The 15972-nt window shown below is 50.1% G+C and carries 18 protein-coding genes; 8 read left to right on the top strand and 10 right to left on the bottom strand.

Going from position 1 to position 15972, the window contains the following annotated elements; translation table 11 throughout:
• Nucleotides 1-48 precede the first annotated feature (48 nt).
• The 3 genes from cgtA to rplU form a co-directional block, all read right to left on the bottom strand.
• Entirely contained in the window at nt 49-1245 is a 1197-nt protein-coding gene (gene cgtA / locus AC0L4K_RS21105; protein WP_417227688.1) for an Obg family GTPase CgtA, read from the bottom strand.
• 161 nt (nt 1246-1406) lie between these two features.
• The gene (rpmA, locus tag AC0L4K_RS21100; RefSeq protein WP_126159393.1) at nt 1407-1664 is read right to left on the bottom strand and encodes a 50S ribosomal protein L27; all 258 of its coding nucleotides are present in this window, start codon (nt 1662-1664) and stop codon (nt 1407-1409) included.
• A 24-nt stretch (nt 1665-1688) separates the two neighbouring features.
• On the bottom strand, nt 1689-2000 hold the full coding sequence (gene rplU, locus AC0L4K_RS21095; RefSeq protein WP_126159392.1) for a 50S ribosomal protein L21: 312 nt from the start codon (nt 1998-2000) through the stop codon (nt 1689-1691).
• Nucleotides 2001-2227: 227 nt separating this feature from the next.
• On the opposite strand from rplU, the gene ispB reads away from it, so the two are divergent.
• A complete protein-coding gene (gene ispB, locus AC0L4K_RS21090; protein WP_473267782.1) occupies nt 2228-3196 on the top strand; it encodes an octaprenyl diphosphate synthase in 969 nt (322 codons plus the stop codon).
• A gap of 86 nt (nt 3197-3282) precedes the next feature.
• Here the strand turns inward: ispB and AC0L4K_RS21085 are convergent, their stop codons facing one another.
• Complete coding sequence (locus tag AC0L4K_RS21085) at nt 3283-3933, bottom strand: thiopurine S-methyltransferase (RefSeq protein ID WP_417227690.1); 651 nt, start codon at nt 3931-3933, stop codon at nt 3283-3285.
• A gap of 138 nt (nt 3934-4071) precedes the next feature.
• On the opposite strand from AC0L4K_RS21085, the gene fabA reads away from it, so the two are divergent.
• Together fabA and fabB are read left to right on the top strand one after the other, a co-directional pair.
• Nucleotides 4072-4587 carry a bifunctional 3-hydroxydecanoyl-ACP dehydratase/trans-2-decenoyl-ACP isomerase gene (gene fabA, locus AC0L4K_RS21080; RefSeq protein WP_417227691.1) on the top strand — a complete coding sequence of 172 codons (516 nt, stop codon included), beginning with the start codon at nt 4072-4074 and terminating at the stop codon, nt 4585-4587.
• 81 nt (nt 4588-4668) lie between these two features.
• Nucleotides 4669-5886, top strand: coding sequence for a beta-ketoacyl-ACP synthase I (gene fabB / locus AC0L4K_RS21075; protein WP_417227692.1), 1218 nt, complete (start codon nt 4669-4671; stop codon nt 5884-5886).
• Between the two features lie 77 nt (nt 5887-5963).
• Here the strand turns inward: fabB and AC0L4K_RS21070 are convergent, their stop codons facing one another.
• The 5 genes from AC0L4K_RS21070 to moaA all read right to left on the bottom strand — a co-directional run bounded on the left by AC0L4K_RS21070 (nt 5964) and on the right by moaA (nt 9491).
• Complete coding sequence (locus tag AC0L4K_RS21070; RefSeq protein ID WP_473267781.1) at nt 5964-6179, bottom strand: hypothetical protein; 216 nt, start codon at nt 6177-6179, stop codon at nt 5964-5966.
• On the bottom strand, nt 6140-6706 hold the full coding sequence (locus AC0L4K_RS21065) for a lysophospholipid acyltransferase family protein (RefSeq protein ID WP_473267780.1): 567 nt from the start codon (nt 6704-6706) through the stop codon (nt 6140-6142). The genes AC0L4K_RS21070 and AC0L4K_RS21065 overlap by 40 nt, the downstream gene beginning before the upstream one ends.
• A gap of 51 nt (nt 6707-6757) precedes the next feature.
• A complete protein-coding gene (gene moaC / locus AC0L4K_RS21060; protein ID WP_417227694.1) occupies nt 6758-7237 on the bottom strand; it encodes a cyclic pyranopterin monophosphate synthase MoaC in 480 nt (159 codons plus the stop codon).
• The gene (locus tag AC0L4K_RS21055; protein ID WP_473267779.1) at nt 7234-8358 is read right to left on the bottom strand and encodes a 1-acyl-sn-glycerol-3-phosphate acyltransferase; all 1125 of its coding nucleotides are present in this window, start codon (nt 8356-8358) and stop codon (nt 7234-7236) included. The genes moaC and AC0L4K_RS21055 overlap by 4 nt, the downstream gene beginning before the upstream one ends.
• Before the next feature lie 119 nt (nt 8359-8477).
• Nucleotides 8478-9491, bottom strand: coding sequence for a GTP 3',8-cyclase MoaA (moaA, locus tag AC0L4K_RS21050; protein ID WP_473267778.1), 1014 nt, complete (start codon nt 9489-9491; stop codon nt 8478-8480).
• A gap of 91 nt (nt 9492-9582) precedes the next feature.
• On the opposite strand from moaA, the gene AC0L4K_RS21045 reads away from it, so the two are divergent.
• The gene (locus AC0L4K_RS21045; RefSeq protein WP_473267777.1) at nt 9583-9957 is read left to right on the top strand and encodes a SirB2 family protein; all 375 of its coding nucleotides are present in this window, start codon (nt 9583-9585) and stop codon (nt 9955-9957) included.
• Between the two features lie 59 nt (nt 9958-10016).
• Here the strand turns inward: AC0L4K_RS21045 and rfbD are convergent, their stop codons facing one another.
• Nucleotides 10017-10949 carry a dTDP-4-dehydrorhamnose reductase gene (gene rfbD / locus AC0L4K_RS21040; RefSeq protein ID WP_417227698.1) on the bottom strand — a complete coding sequence of 311 codons (933 nt, stop codon included), beginning with the start codon at nt 10947-10949 and terminating at the stop codon, nt 10017-10019.
• Between the two features lie 296 nt (nt 10950-11245).
• Between rfbD and AC0L4K_RS21035 the strand changes: the two genes are divergently transcribed.
• The 4 genes from AC0L4K_RS21035 (at nt 11246) to AC0L4K_RS21020 (ending at nt 15783) form a co-directional block, all read left to right on the top strand.
• Nucleotides 11246-11902 carry a TetR family transcriptional regulator C-terminal domain-containing protein gene (locus AC0L4K_RS21035; RefSeq protein WP_473267776.1) on the top strand — a complete coding sequence of 219 codons (657 nt, stop codon included), beginning with the start codon at nt 11246-11248 and terminating at the stop codon, nt 11900-11902.
• A gap of 295 nt (nt 11903-12197) precedes the next feature.
• Nucleotides 12198-13745 (top strand): ABC transporter ATP-binding protein, encoded by a 1548-nt coding sequence (locus AC0L4K_RS21030; RefSeq protein ID WP_473267775.1) that lies wholly within the window; start codon nt 12198-12200, stop codon nt 13743-13745.
• Entirely contained in the window at nt 13742-14830 is a 1089-nt protein-coding gene (locus AC0L4K_RS21025; protein WP_473267774.1) for an ABC transporter permease, read from the top strand. The genes AC0L4K_RS21030 and AC0L4K_RS21025 overlap by 4 nt, the downstream gene beginning before the upstream one ends.
• Before the next feature lie 26 nt (nt 14831-14856).
• A complete protein-coding gene (locus tag AC0L4K_RS21020; RefSeq protein ID WP_417227702.1) occupies nt 14857-15783 on the top strand; it encodes an ABC transporter permease in 927 nt (308 codons plus the stop codon).
• The last annotated feature ends 189 nt before the right edge of the window (nt 15784-15972 follow it).

Here is a 15972-nt window from a genome sequence, read left to right as displayed (position 1 = left end):
CATTTCCTTTCCCGACGCTAAGCGCGACCGGACAGCCCGACACAAACCCTAATTTTTTACATATTCCACTTCAACGTCATAATCATCATCGTCGAAGTCTTCAAAATCGTCATCGCCTTGGCGCTTCGCACGTACTTCTTCACGCATCTGCTCAATCCGCTCACGACCTTCACGATCAATCGCTCGACGTATCTGCAGCTCAGCATCGACCAACTCAGGCTGCTCGGCCATCTGCTCAGCCAATTGGTCGAGAAACACCTGAATATCCTGCACCAACTGCTGCGTGCCCATCTTATTGATGGCAGAAATACGGTACACAGGACCATCCCAGCCCAGCGCATCAACAACCGACTGACAACGCTCTTCCTGCTCATCTTCCGGCACCATATCGAGCTTATTCAGCACCAACCAACGCGGCTGAGCCGCTAAGGTCGGACTAAATTTATCTAGCTCACGAACGATCACACAGGCCGAATCCGCCGGCGTTACACCATCCCAAGGCGCCATATCCACAAGATGCAGCAATATACGGTTACGCGCCAAGTGCTTCAGGAAGCGAATCCCGAGCCCAGCGCCCTCAGCCGCGCCCTCAATGATGCCGGGTATATCAGCAATCACAAAGCTCTTATGCTGCTCGATACTAACAACACCTAGGTTTGGCACCAGCGTGGTAAACGGATAATCCGCCACCTTTGGCGTAGCGGCAGAAACTGACCGAATAAAGGTCGATTTACCCGCATTGGGCAAGCCCAGCAAACCAACATCCGCTAGCACTTTCAGCTCAAGCTTAACGTTACGCGTTTCACCCAAACTACCATTAGTCGTCTGCCGAGGCGCACGGTTCACACTACTCTTGAAGCGCGTATTACCCAGACCATGGAAACCACCCTGAGCAATTTTCTCAACCTGGCCTACCTGAGTCATATCCGCCAAAACTTCGTCGGTATCAATATCAACCACAGTAGTACCGACTGGCACCTTCATGATCAAATCTTCGCCTTTAGCCCCTGTACAGTTACGGCTCTGACCGCCTTTACCATTTTCAGCCTTATAGCGCGGCTGAAACCGATAATCGATCAGCGTATTCAGCGATTCATCCGCTTCTACATATACCGAACCGCCATCACCGCCATCACCGCCATCAGGACCACCTTTCGCGATATATTTTTCCCGGCGAAAGCTCAAGGTACCATTGCCGCCCTTACCCGCCTCGATCGTAATCGTCGCTTCATCTACAAATTTCATACTACACCTCCAGTTATACTGGCATTCTGTGCACATTACCGGCAACAAACCGGCTGTTGATAAGACCCGCCCTGCAGACCCTTTCAACAACAAGCTTAATTAGCCATTAAAAACAAAAAAAGCCCCGCAACCGCGGAGCTTTTTTAAGCATAAAAGCCGTATTAAGCGGTTTCTATAGTAATATACTTACGCTTTTGCGGGCCTTTAACAACAAACTTAACAACGCCGTCTGCAGTCGCAAACAGAGTATGGTCTTTACCCATACCTACGTTAACACCAGCATGGAACTTAGTTCCGCGCTGACGAACAAGAATGTTACCAGCCGTCACTACCTGACCACCGAAACGCTTAACACCTAAGCGTTTCGACTCGGAGTCACGACCGTTACGAGTACTACCTGCCGCCTTCTTATGAGCCATTTGTCACTCTCCTATCGAATAGTCTTAGGCACTAATGCCAGTAATTTTAACTTCAGTGAAGTGTTGACGGTGACCCATCTGCTTCATGTGATGCTTACGACGCTTGAATTTCATGATATGAACTTTCTTAGCGCGACCGTGGCTTACAACTTCAGCTGTAACCTTAGCACCTTCAACAACTGGCGCACCGATTTTAACATCATCGCCATCTGCAACCAGTAAAACGCGGTCAAATTCAACATTAGAACCCGCTTCTACAGCCAGTTTTTCCAGTTTCAGCGTATGGCCTTCCTGAACTCGGTACTGTTTACCGCCGCTCACAATTACTGCGTACATTTTAATCTCCAGTTTAAAACCCACCCTGCTACTAAATAACACGCCTACTTCTAATGGTTGAACCATATGGTAGGGAGCGAATTTGGATGGGTTAGGGCGCGAGATTATATAGAAACATCAGATCTGACTCAAGCAGAAATATAGATAATAACCCGACTTTCTTGACACTCGCATACTCACCCCCTAGCATGCGCCAATACCAATTTAAGAGCCTAGTATCAGTTCCTATGCTGCCACATCAGTTAAACCCAGCTATTGAGCCGCAATTCGAAGCGGTAAACGACTATATTATCAACCACTTACACTCTGGTGTACCCCTGGTTGAAAAAATCGGACATTACATTGTCGAAAGTGGTGGCAAACGAATAAGACCGTTGCTGGTACTCCTCGCGGCCAACGCCGCCGGCTATAAAGATGATCAACATATCCCGCTCGCGGCGGTGATCGAATTTATCCACACCGCCACCCTACTGCACGACGATGTTGTGGATAACTCTGAGCTACGACGCGGCAACGACACCGCTAACGCCAAGTGGGGCAATGCACCTAGCGTGCTGGTTGGTGATTTCCTTTATTCGCGCTCCTTCCAAATCATGGTTGAAATCAACAAGCTGGAAATTATGGCGGTCATCTCCAATGCCACCACCATTATTGCTGAAGGCGAAGTCATGCAGTTGCTCAATGCGCGCAACCCTGACACCACCGAAGATGCCTATATGCAGGTAATTTTGGGTAAAACCGCCATGCTGTTTGAAGCGGCCACCGAAGCCGGGGCAATTTTGGCTGACGCCAGCAAAGAGGAGCAAGAAGCCTTACGACTCTATGGTCGACATATCGGTATCGCCTTTCAGATCATCGACGACGTCATGGATTATCTCAGCAGCGCCGAAGAGATGGGTAAGAATGTCGGCGACGACTTGGCTGAAGGTAAAGCTACCCTGCCGCTGATCCATGCTATGCAGCACGGTACCGATGAGCAGCGCAACTTGATCCGTCAAGCCATTCGTAAAGGCGGCTTAGAAGACCTACAACCGATCATGGATATCGTTCATGTCACCGGCTCGATCGATTATTCCCGCAATACCGCCTACGCCGAAGCAGACAAGGCGATCAAAGCCCTCGACGCTCTGCCAGACAGCTCATTCAAACAAACCATGATTCAACTGGCTGATCTCGCCGTTAAGCGCAATAGCTAACATCGGCCATTCGCCACTTTGAACATCGCCAAGAAACCGCCACTCGGCGGTTTTTTTTGATACGCAAACACACCCGCTCGCGCCATTTAATGACTACCGCTGCGCTGATCGCGCAAGATATAAACGGTTTCGGCTCGGCCAGCATCCCGACCATCCAACGCTTCTGTGTGTAACTTGTCTATTATGAATCGCTCTCCATAAAGGTCGTTAACCTCCGCTTCAGTCACAGAGAACGGAGGGCCCTCCGCGCCGTTAAACTCAAGCGTTATCAACAGCATCGCCACACCGACAGGTAAACACTCACTCAGCATTTGCGCATAACGTCGACGCATCGGCTCGGGAAAAGCGATCAGGGCGGCACGGTCATACACCCAAGCAACTGTTTCGAATTCTGCGGCGGGAAGCGCAAAGAAATCACCACACAGGGTGCGCAGCCCTTCTACTTCTCGTCCAATAAAATCACCCTGATATAAAGGCGTCGCTATAACGGCCCTATTTAGTTGCTCACACCAAAATGCCTCACAAGCACGCTCATTTAGCTCGACGCCGGTCACTTCATGACCCTGTTCGCGCAGCCAGACCATATCCAGACTCTTGCCGCATAAGGGTACCAAAACCCGCCCTTCGCCCCGGGTTTGCAACGCAGGCCAAGCTTGTTGCAGCCACTCATTCACCTCTGACTGGTGAAAACCTATACGGCCAGTTTCCCAGCGCTCATGCCAAAATTCACTGTGCATCTTGCGATAAACCCCCTTAAAAACGACCAAATCTATCCGAATTTACCGTTTTTAATGATACAGGCCGTGATCCCCGACCACTAACCCGGTATAATCCCCCCGATATTTTGGCTAAAAAAAAGTGGATATACAGCTCAAATGACAAAACCTTCCTCATTTAATCGAGAAGAACTCCTTCAGTGCGGTAACGGCATCATGTTTGGTGAGGGTAATGCCCGCCTGCCTATCGGCAACATGCTGATGATGGACCGCATCACTATGATCACCGGCGAAGGTGGTAAATATGGCAAAGGCTATATCGAAGCAGAGCTGGATATCCATCCTGATCTTTGGTTTTTCGACTGCCATTTTCCAACCGATCCAGTTATGCCGGGTTGCTTAGGGCTTGACGCTATGTGGCAGATCGTTGGCTTTTTCCTTGGCTGGCGTGGCAATAAAGGGCGCGGGCGCGCACTGGGATGCGGTGAAGTAAAATTTACCGGCCAGATCCTGCCAACAGCTAAAAAAGTGACTTATCGTATCGACCTGTCACGGGTGATCGAACGCAAATTGGTTATGGGTATCGCTGATGGTAGCGTATCCGTCGACGGACGCGAAATTTACACCGCAAAAGATCTGCGCGTGGGCCTGTTCGTATCTACCGATAGCTTCTAAATTAAGCTAAGCCGTCATAGCAGGCTGCCAGCCTGCTGTAGATCTATACTTACAACGTTTACTGAATAAAAGAGGCATCCTATGAGACGTGTAGTTGTTACCGGAATGGGTATCGTATCTTGCCTAGGTACTGATAAAGAAGCCGTCTTGGACTCACTGAAAGAAGGCCGTTCCGGCATTAAGTTTCAGGAAGAGTACAAAGAGCTTGGATTCCGCAGCCAGGTAGCTGGCAGCATTGATCTGGATTACACCGACCTGATCGACCGCAAACTGGTTCGTTTCATGGGTGATGCTGCCGCGTATGCTTACCTTTCAATGGATCAGGCGATTAAAGACGCCAACCTCAGTGACGAGATGGTATCGAATGTGCGTACCGGTCTGATCGCTGGTTCCGGTGGTGCATCCTCTGCCGATATCGTCGAAGCCGCCGATATCCTTCGCAGCAAGGGCGTGCGCCGCGTGGGTCCATACCGCGTAACCCGCACCATGGGTTCAACCGTATCAGCTTGTCTGGCAACTCCTTTTAAAATTAAAGGCGTTAACTATTCCATTACCTCTGCCTGCGCTACCAGCGCCCACTGTATCGGCAACGCAATGGAACAGATCCAGCTAAACAAACAAGACATCGTCTTTGCCGGTGGTGGTGAAGAGCTGCACTGGTCACTCAGTATGATGTTTGATGCGATGGGTGCTTTGTCTAGCAAGTACAATGAAACACCCGAAAAAGCATCTCGCGCATACGATGCCAACCGCGATGGTTTCGTTATCGCTGGCGGTGGCGGCATGCTCGTTCTAGAAGAGCTGGAACACGCTAAAGCCCGTGGCGCTAAGATTTACGGCGAACTGGTCGGTTATGGCGCAACCTCTGACGGTTACGATATGGTTGCCCCTTCTGGCGAAGGCGCTATGCGCTGCATGAAGCAAGCAATGGATACCGTTGATGGCAACATTGATTACATCAACTCCCATGGTACATCGACACCGGCTGGTGACATCCAAGAACTGAAGGCGATGAAAGAAACCTTCGGCACAGAGATGCCTCCGGTTAGCTCCACTAAGTCACTGACAGGTCACTCTCTCGGCGCTACCGGCGTTCAAGAAGCGATCTATAGCTTGCTGATGATGGAAAACAACTTTATCTGTGCATCAGCCAATATTGATGACTTAGACCCGGCGGCTGAAGGCCTACCGGTCGTCACTGAACGCAAAGACAATGTTGATTTGCAGCGCGTGATGTCAAATAGCTTTGGCTTCGGTGGTACTAACTCAACGCTGGTATTCCAGAAGTTTACCGGCTAATCGATCGTTCAAACGGCGAATTCAAAGCCTAAAAAACCCGCCTATTGGCGGGTTTTTTATTGTTTACTTAACACGACTTATTCATCGACTACCTGCAGGTCACGCATCTGCGCTTCTAGCCAACCGATCGACTCAGTGTGAATTTCATCGATGCTCCGCTCGACAGACTCGACAGGAGTGCCGATTCGCACAGTCACAGTACCCGGATATTTGACGTAGCTTTTACCCGGCCAAAATAATCCCGCATCATGCGCTAACGGCACCACCGGCACCTGAGCACTGGCGGCCAACATCGCCCCCCTTTATTAAACTTACCCAACTTGCCTGTTTCAACCCGGGTGCCCTGAGGAAAGATCACCACATTAACGCCCTCTTCCAAACGCGCCTTACCCTGAGTCAACAGCTGCTTTAACGCACCACGACGCTTGCTTCGATCCAACGCGATCGGTTTTAACATCGCTAATGCCCAGCCAAAAAATGGGATTTTTAATAGCTCTTGCTTTAACACTGCACTCTGGGGACGAATCAGTGTTTGCAAGAATAGCGTTTCCCATTCGCTGGAATGGTTGGCCACCACCACATAGGCTCGATCCTGGGGTAAATTTTCGCGCCCCTCGATACGATATTTCACGCCACAGCAGAGATACAACCAAGCCATGCTGAAATAATTCATCAACGTAAAGAGCTTAAACCGAGGACGGAAGGGCAACGCCCAGCCCACCAGCAAGCAAAACGCGGCAAACACTAAGGTCACCGGATAAAAACCGATATAAAACAGCGTTGCCCGCAGATATAAAAACAGAGTAGGTTGTCTGGTCATCGCCTGATCACTATCCTTTTTTCGGCATGAGAGTCTATATTACAGAGGATTTTAAGAGGTCACTTTCCAATGGCCCGATTTACCGCCTTTCTTTTCTAACAGCTTGATCTCAGAGATCACCATCCCTTTATCAACCGCCTTACACATATCATAAATCGTCAGGGCAGCGACCGAGGCCGCGGTCAACGCTTCCATCTCTATACCGGTCTGGCCCGCCAGCTTGCAGGTCGCCAAAATCAAGATAGCATCCACCTCCGGCTGAGGTGTTAACTCAACAGAGACTTTACTCAACATCAACGGGTGACACAACGGAATAAGGTCGGCACACCGTTTAGCGGCCTGAATACCGGCAATCCTGGCGACCGTCAGCACATCACCTTTTTTATGCTCACCGGCAGTAATCATCCGCAGCGTCTCTGGCTGCATTTTCACCAGCGCCTGTGCAGTTGCTTCCCGGCTAGTCACCGCCTTATCGGACACATCCACCATATTGGCATTGCCATGCTCATCCAGATGCGTCAAACGGCTCATACCGCCTCCTGATATTTACGCTTATTCAACACCGGGTTTGCGTACATCTGCCGCAGGATTTCCGCTGCAGATTCAGGCAGACCATCAAATCGGGCAGCAAATTGCGCTTTTTGTTCCTCACCAATGGCATCGGATTCAACCCCTGCTGCCAGTAAGTTGGAAGGGTGTAGATAGTAGCTTTCGATAATCTGTCGGTCGATCTCAGCGGCCAGCTCATCTGGCGTATCCAGCCCATCAATCACTTCGCCAAACGCCACATGCACATGACCCTTATCACCGTTAATACCCGCAACAATGCTCTCAATATCTTCAAACTGTGATTTTTGATATTCACCACCCTGCTGCTTAGAGTCCAGCTCTAGCGCTTTGGCACTATCACAGGGGTCATATTCATAGGAGATAGAGACCGGTACAATTTTCGCCCGCTCAACAAACTCCGCAAAGCTACGCTGCTTACGATGGGCCATATAGAACATTTTTAAAATAGCAGGATCAGTAAAATCATTACCATCTTTGGCCCGACCTTCCCGTTGAGCGATCCAGATGCTGGCTTCATCTTGGACGAGGGAGTGATCAATATAGGCGGACAACTGCCCTAAGGCGGTAAGCACTTCACGCCCCTTCGCGGAACGATTCACAATAAAGCTTTTATTTAACCGCATCAGATCAGACACGTAGGGCTTACGTAACAGGTTGTCACCAATAGCAATCCGCAGGGTATCAAAGCCGTTTTGATACAAAGCCCAATTAATAAATGCCGGGTCCATCGCTATATCACGGTGATTAGAAACAAACAGATATGCTTCGTCGGTATCTAACGCCTCAATGCCGCTACATGAAAGACGCGTTGTAGTGCGCCCAATCATCTTGGTCATATAGCTGGCGATCAGCGTTTGAAAATCTTGAATGGTTTCGATTTCACCGGTTTTTTGCGCTAAGAAAATACGTATCGCTGGCTTCAATAACCAACCAAACAGCGATGCCATCTGCGGAAACTGATAACGGGTTAAAACCGAGATAAGTTCATCATCATGTATCAGCCGGTTCAGGACATCACTTACTTCACTATCGTGATAGGGTCGAATGTTCTGAAATGGATCATTGATAGGGCTGGCTGACATTCTGCCTCCTGGGCATTGCTAATATTAAGGCCGGTATTTTACAGGGAGACAGGAATAATTTCAGCGCACATTAACCATTCTTTAACTTAAAGCCGCGACTAGGCTCAATAACCCCCCCATCAGCCGCCAGTCATATTCATAAAGCGGACAATTTGTGGCCCATCGTCATCAAGGTCGAAATGGTGCTGTTCGGGTTTTAGATCCATCGCCAGAATCAGCTGCTGCTTCAAACGCTCGATATCACCGGGATATTCCCTCAGCACCTGACGCAGATCCATCGAGTGTTCGTTACCTAGGCATAGCAATAAACGCCCCTCTACCGTCATCCGCACCCGATTACATTCACTGCAAAAGTTATGACTGTGGGGCGAAATAAAGCCGATCCGGCTATCGCTGTCGGCCATACGGTAATAACGTGAAGGTCCGCCGGTTTTTTCGCTACTGTCGATCAGTGGATATTGTGGTTTGATCAAGGCAAGTAATTCATCACTGGAACAATAGGCCTCTGCCCGGTCATGCTCAGTAATCGCCCCGAGCGGCATCTCTTCAATAAAGGTAATATCAACGCCTTTATCCCGCGCAAACTGAATCAGATCCAGCACTTCATCATCGTTACGGCCCTTCAACACCACCGCATTCAACTTAATCCGCTTAAAACCCGCAGCAACCGCCGCATCGATACCGGCCAATACCTGGTGCAAACGACCGGTACGGGTCAGGCGTTTAAACTTATCGGCTTGCAAACTATCGAGACTAATATTCAGACGATCGACGCCTAAACGTTTGAGGTCAGCCGCCATGCCAGCCAACTGAGACCCATTCGTTGTTATCAGCAGTTCAGCCGGTAGCTGCCCAAGCTGCTCGACTAATGTTAGGATGCCTCGACGCACCAACGGCTCACCACCGGTCAGGCGGATCTTGTTCACACCGAGTTCAACAAACGCCTGCGCCACCAGATATAACTCTTCCAGTGATAAAACCTCACTACGAGGCAGAAACTCCATCTCTTCCGCCATACAGTAAACACAGCGAAAATCGCAACGGTCAGTAACGGAGAGGCGAATATACTCAACCCGACGGCCAAAACGGTCGACTAGTTGACTGCTGCTGCTTTTATTCGTTGTTGTCGTCATCTTCGGGCTAGTATCTCGAGGTCTTTTCGGCAAAAATATACCCGACCATTTATATCGGTTATACCGTCTATTCTAAACGAGTCCCAAACGAATGTATTTAGCACTGAAACATACCCATATCACCTTTGCCGTTTTGAGCATTCTGCTTTTTTGTCTGCGTGGCATGTGGATGCTGTCTTGCCCTGAGAAGCTACAACGTCGCTGGGTTAAGATCGTCCCTCATATCATCGACACACTATTGCTGCTAAGCGCTATCGCGCTCACAGTGACTATCAACCAATATCCATTTACCCATGACTGGTTGACGGCTAAGTTGATAGCATTGATTGGTTATATTGTCTTGGGCACTATCGCCCTGAAGAGAGGAAAAACCAGAAGCATTAGGCTCTTGGCCTTTGTGATGGCGTTAGGTTGTGTGGCTTATATTGTCTGGGTCGCGCTGCATCATACCGCCTTCCCTGCTTGATTCAGCAGATGATTAAGTAGGAAGAGGCAACACTGACCGGAAGGCGGCAATCGCCTTCCTTAAGCTGAAAGATCGTTAATCTCTTCATTTTGGTATTGTTCGCGAATCATCGCCACCAATTGGCTACGCCAAGGACGTTGCCGAATACCAAAGTGATTCAGTAACTTAGTACACACCAGCACCGAAGAGGCAGGACGCTCAGCATCACTGCCTAAATCAGATGAGCTAATCGGGATCAGCTTCTCCACCTTTAACTTTTCATATTGCCCAGCCGCCGCTAAAACCGCTTCTGTAAAGCCATAGCGAGTGGTCACTTCAGCACAACAATAGTGATAAGTGCCCCAGTTTTCGGCGCCATTATGAAGCTGCTTAAGAATCGCCACAATCACCCGCGCAATATCACTGGCCGATGTTGGACAGCCACGCCGATCATCGGCGGCAGAGATCTCTTCCTGTTGTCGTGCCTGCAGTAGCGCCCGGCGCATAAAGTTGTCACCGATAGTACTGAACACCCAACTCACCCGCAAAATCACATGCTGTGGCAAAGCCGCTCGTAAAACCTCTTCACCCTGCCACTTACTCTCACCATACAAACCCAGTGGGCGAGCCTGATCGTCTTCGGTATAGCCGCTTGCATAGTGTCCATCAAAGACATAGTCGGATGACAGATGGATTAGGGGGATAGATAGGTCACCACAGATCAGCGCTAAATTTTCGACGGCATCTCTATTCAGTGCAAAACAACGGTCAGCAGAGGCTTCTGCCCGGTCAACCGCATTAAAGCCGGTGGTGTTAATGACATAATCAGGCTGATGCTCATCCAGCTGCATTTGCACCTGCTCACGACAACTGATATCCAGCTTTGCATCGGTAAAGGCAACCACAGTGAAAAATGGATCATCCTGTGTTGCCTGATTTAAAAAATGGCCAATTTGGCCATCCAGCCCGGTAATCAATATTTTCGCCGGAGTGGTCAGAAAATCCTGTGTCATTAAGCTCTTGGCTCCAACTCAACTGTAAAGTAGCAAAGAAAAGATATCATAACTGCGTATCCACCGTGCAAAAAAGATCACCGCAATGCTGACATGTTAACCCATTGTAAAGCGTCATAAAGTCACCCGCGGTAATTTTTTTAACGTGCTACCCATAAATAGCCCGTTGATGCCCCCTTTAAATCCCGATCAACCTCAATAATAAAGCTCAGCGACCATAAAATAGCGCCACAGCACCTGACGGCGATTTGTTTTACGCTATAATTCGCCCTCAATATGCTTTTTGAGACCCCTTCATGCCGTTAGATATTAACTCCCATACGGGTGAGAAACCCGCTGGACGTATTCGTCAGCGTAATGAACAGCGCATTCTAGCGGCAGCAGAGCAGGAATTTGCCACCTGCGGGTTCAAAGGGGCCAGTATTCGAGAGATCGCCATTCGGGCTAATTTACCCAAGGCGAACATTCACTATTATTTCAAAAACAAACTAGGCCTCTATTTCGCCGTACTCAGCGATATTATTGATCTATGGGATAGCACCCTCAGTAATCTAAAGCCAGAAGATGATGCCAGCGAGAGTCTGACTCATTACCTACGCCGCAAAATTGAATTCTCCCGTGACCATCCACTCGCCTCGCGTATTTTTGCCAGTGAGATCATTAGTGGCGGGCCGAATTTAAACGACTATTTTAGCGAAGGCTATGAAACCTGGTTTCGCTCCCGTACCGCGGTCTTCGAACAGTGGCAACAACAGGGGAAGCTGGACGCCAATATCACCCCGAGCCATCTTATCTTTTTACTCTGGTCGAGCACTCAGCACTATGCTGATTTCGCGCTACAAATTTCATCGGCATTAGGTAAACCGGAACTGGATGACGATGACTATGAACAGGCGATCAATACCCTCACCCACATTATTCTCAAAGGCTGCGGCATTACCCCGGCGCGATAACATCGATCTGATTGATAGCACTACCGAGAATGAAAAACTGACGCGCCATAACCGTGCAGTCTCGTTTCAGCAGCGATCGAGTTTAGTGCAATACCCAAAGCTATGGTGGTTGACACGAATCCATGAGTATCAACTACAGGGCTGTTAAGCCACAATAAACGCATAGGAACAGATAATTAATAGAAACCTGACCAGCTGGCCAGCTTTTTGCATTTCTTTCAGAGATAGGCGAGACTCGACTGTCAGGTTTAAGTATAGTTTTCTTTTAGCTCCATTTAGAGGCGAGGTAGCCAGCGTGAAGCAGAACCCATCACCTCCGCGACTGACTTTACGCGGCATCAGCAAACAATATCCGGGATGCTTGGCCAACGATGACATCCATTTGGATATCGCGCCGGCCGAAATCCATGCTCTACTCGGCGAAAACGGCGCCGGGAAAAGCACCCTAATGAAGGTTATTTATGGGCTCGTTAAGCCCGATCATGGCGAACTCCTCTGGGATGGCCTGCCCATTGAAGTCAAAGACCCCGCCCATGCTCGCAAACTCGGTATTGGCATGGTGTTTCAGCACTTCTCTCTATTCGAAACCTTAACCGTCACCGAGAACATCGCTCTCGCCCTCGGTGATGATGCCGGTGAACTTGGCCCCCTCGCCGAGAAGATCCGCAGCGTGTCAGAAAAATATGGTATGGCGATCAATCCTGACCGGGAGATCCATACCCTTTCCGTTGGCGAACGTCAGCGGGTTGAGATCGTCCGCTGTCTAGTGCAAAACATTAAACTGCTGATTCTTGATGAACCCACCTCGGTTCTGACCCCCCAAGAGGTCGATACACTCTTTATTACCCTGCGACAACTGGCCCATGAGGGCTGCTCAATCCTCTTTATTAGCCATAAACTCAACGAGGTCAAAGCGCTCTGCCATAAAGCTACGGTGTTACGCGCAGGTAAGGTTTCCGGCGAATGCATACCTGCCGAGGAAGATACCACCAGCATGGCTAAATTGATGGTAGGCGACGACACACCGATCAGCACCACTTATCCAAAAAAACTGGGCAGCACGCCATTACTGACAATCAGAGATCTTAATCTGACCAGCGATGATCCATTTGGCGTGCAGCTAAAACAGATCAACCTGACCGTTAATGCTGGCGAAATCGTCGGTATCGCCGGTGTCGCCGGCAACGGGCAAGAAGAGTTACTGGCAAGCCTAAGCGGCGAGCAACACTGCGAAAACGACGCAACTATCCATTTTGAGAGCACCCCCGTCGGCAAACTCTCACCGGATCAACGTCGCCAATGGGGGCTAGCCTTCGTTCCAGAAGAACGGCTCGGTCGAGGTGCGGTACCGGAAATGAGCCTGACAGAAAATGCTCTGCTTACCGGGTTTCTCTCGGGACTCGTCAGCAAAGGCATGGTCGCATGGCACAAAGCAGAAACCTTTGCCGATGACATTATCGCCCAATACAAAGTTAAAACCCCGGGACGACATGCACAGGCAGACAGTTTATCTGGCGGTAATTTACAGAAGTTTATTATTGGCCGCGAGATCATGCAGAACCCCCGCATTTTGATTGCCGCACACCCGACTTGGGGCGTCGATATTGGTGCGGCCACCGCGATCCATAAGGCGCTAATCCAACTGCGGGATCAAGGCGCCGCTATTTTAGTGGTCTCCGAAGACATTGATGAATTATTCCTCATTTCTGACCGTATCGGTGCCATCTGCGATGGTGCACTGTCACCGATCAAACCGACACCTGAATCATCCATACAAGAACTGGGACGCATGATGGCCGGTGACTTTAATCCCTCTACCTGTGAACAGGGAGCAACTCCATGATCAAACTGGAACCACGCGGCGAACGCTCCCGCGCAATGGCCTATCTGTCGCCGGTATTAGCGGCGCTATTGACCATGCTGACCGGCCTGATTCTATTTACCCTACTCGGCGTCGATCCGGTTGAGGCATTGATCACTATTCTCTATGTGCCGATCTCAGACACCCACGGCCTGGCTGAACTTTGCGTCAAAACCGCCCCCATTTTACTCTGTGCCATCGGCCTGTCCGTGGCGTTTAAGGCGAAAATCTGGAATATCGGTGCCGAAGGGCAGCTATTGATGGGCGGGCTTTTCGGCAGTTACATCGCCTTGCAGTTTATTGAGGTGGAAGCATTCTGGGTGCTCCCCGCCGTACTAATCGCCGGTGTGTGCGGCGGTATTGTGTGGTCGGGCATTGCCGCCGTATTGAAGGTTCGCTTCAATACCAATGAAATTCTCACCACCATCATGATGAACTACATCGCCCTAAACATTCTACTGTGGGCGGTTCACGGGCCGCTGAAAGACCCTGATGGCTATAACTTCCCCGAATCGGCGCTGTTTGGCGATTCTGCACTGCTACCTATTTTGGTTGAAGACACCCGGGTGCATTTTGGTATGGCATTAGCTTTACTGGCCGTGGTGGCCGTCTGGGTATTAATGAGTCGCAGCTTCTATGGTTTCCAAATTAAAGTCATGGGCATGGATGCCGGTGCCGCCCGTCTGTCCGGCTTCAAAGAGAAGCGACTCACCTACTTTGCGCTGTTACTCAGTGGCGGATTAGCGGGTTTGGCTGGCGTAGGTGAAGTCACCGGCCCTATTGGCCAACTGATTCCACAGATCTCTCCCGGTTACGGCTATGCCGCCATCATTGTGGCTTTTCTCGGCCGTCTTCACCCGGTAGGCATTTTACTGGCGAGCCTGTTGATGGCACTACTCTATATGGGCGGTGAGATGGCGCAGATTAGCCTAGGCTTACCGCTGGCACTCACGGGGCTGTTTCAGGGGATGCTACTGTTCTATCTACTGGCCTGCGATGTGCTGATCTCTTTCCGCATTCGTCTCAAACCCAAAAAGCTCAAACCGTCTCCCCCTTGCCACCACTAGCGTCTGAGACCCAAGGATAAAAACCCATGGATATTGATCTGATTACCAACATACTCTACGCCATGATCCGCACCGGAACGCCGCTATTGATAGTGGCCTTGGGTGAACTCATCTGTGAAAAAAGCGGTGTGCTTAACCTCGGTCAAGAAGGCATGATGCTAATGGGCGCCGTAATCGGCTTTATCGTCACCCTGTTGTCGGGCAGCCTATTACTGGGCTTTATGCTGGCCATTATTGCCGGCGTACTAATGTCGTTAATTTTTGGCCTTATTACCATGGAACTCAGTGCTAACCAAGTCGCCACCGGCTTGGCATTAACGATCTTCGGCACCGGCCTATCCGCCTTTATCGGCAGCGATTATGTCGGTAAGCCTATCGAAGGGCTCGACCCAATCTTTATTTCAGGTCTCACCGACTTACCGATTATTGGCCGTATGCTGTTTGGCCAAGACTTGGTCGTCTACCTCTCCTTTATCCTGTTTGCCGCGGCCTACTGGTTTGTTAACTACTCCCGTCCGGGGTTGGTGCTCAAAGCGGTGGGTGAAAACCCTCACGCCGCGAATGCGATTGGCCTGCCAGTGTTTAAAACTCGCTATCTGGCCATTATGTTTGGTGGCGCCATGGCGGGACTCGCCGGGGGCTATCTATCGTTAGCCTACACCCCACTCTGGGCCGAAAACATGTCTGCTGGACGGGGCTGGATAGCGCTAGCATTGGTGGTCTTTGCCAGCTGGAAGGTCGGGCGAGTATTACTCGGCGCATGGCTATTTGGATTGGCAAGCATTCTGCATCTGGTCTTTCAGGGGCTGGGCTTTTCCGTGTCGCCAAATCTACTGGCGATACTGCCCTATCTAGCAACGGTTGTGGTGCTGGTGATTCTGTCGAGCAATCAGGCACGCAGCCGACTCGTCGCCCCAATGTCACTGGGCAACCCGTTCTATGCCAAGGGTTAAGCCGTGACCGACGCACTGCTTTGTGGAATCCGCACGCCTATTTTAGCGCTTGCGCACCAAGCCGGAGCAAACTAAAGTCATTATCCATGGCCTGCTCGAAACTCAAGCCGCTAAATATCGACGTTAGCGGCTTGATGAAAGGATAATGTGTAATTGGTCAGATTTTTGCTTTAATAAATATAACTGACC

The organism is Amphritea sp. GJ51-11, from assembly GCF_055808735.1.
This window is presented reverse-complemented; position numbering and strand designations above follow the sequence as displayed.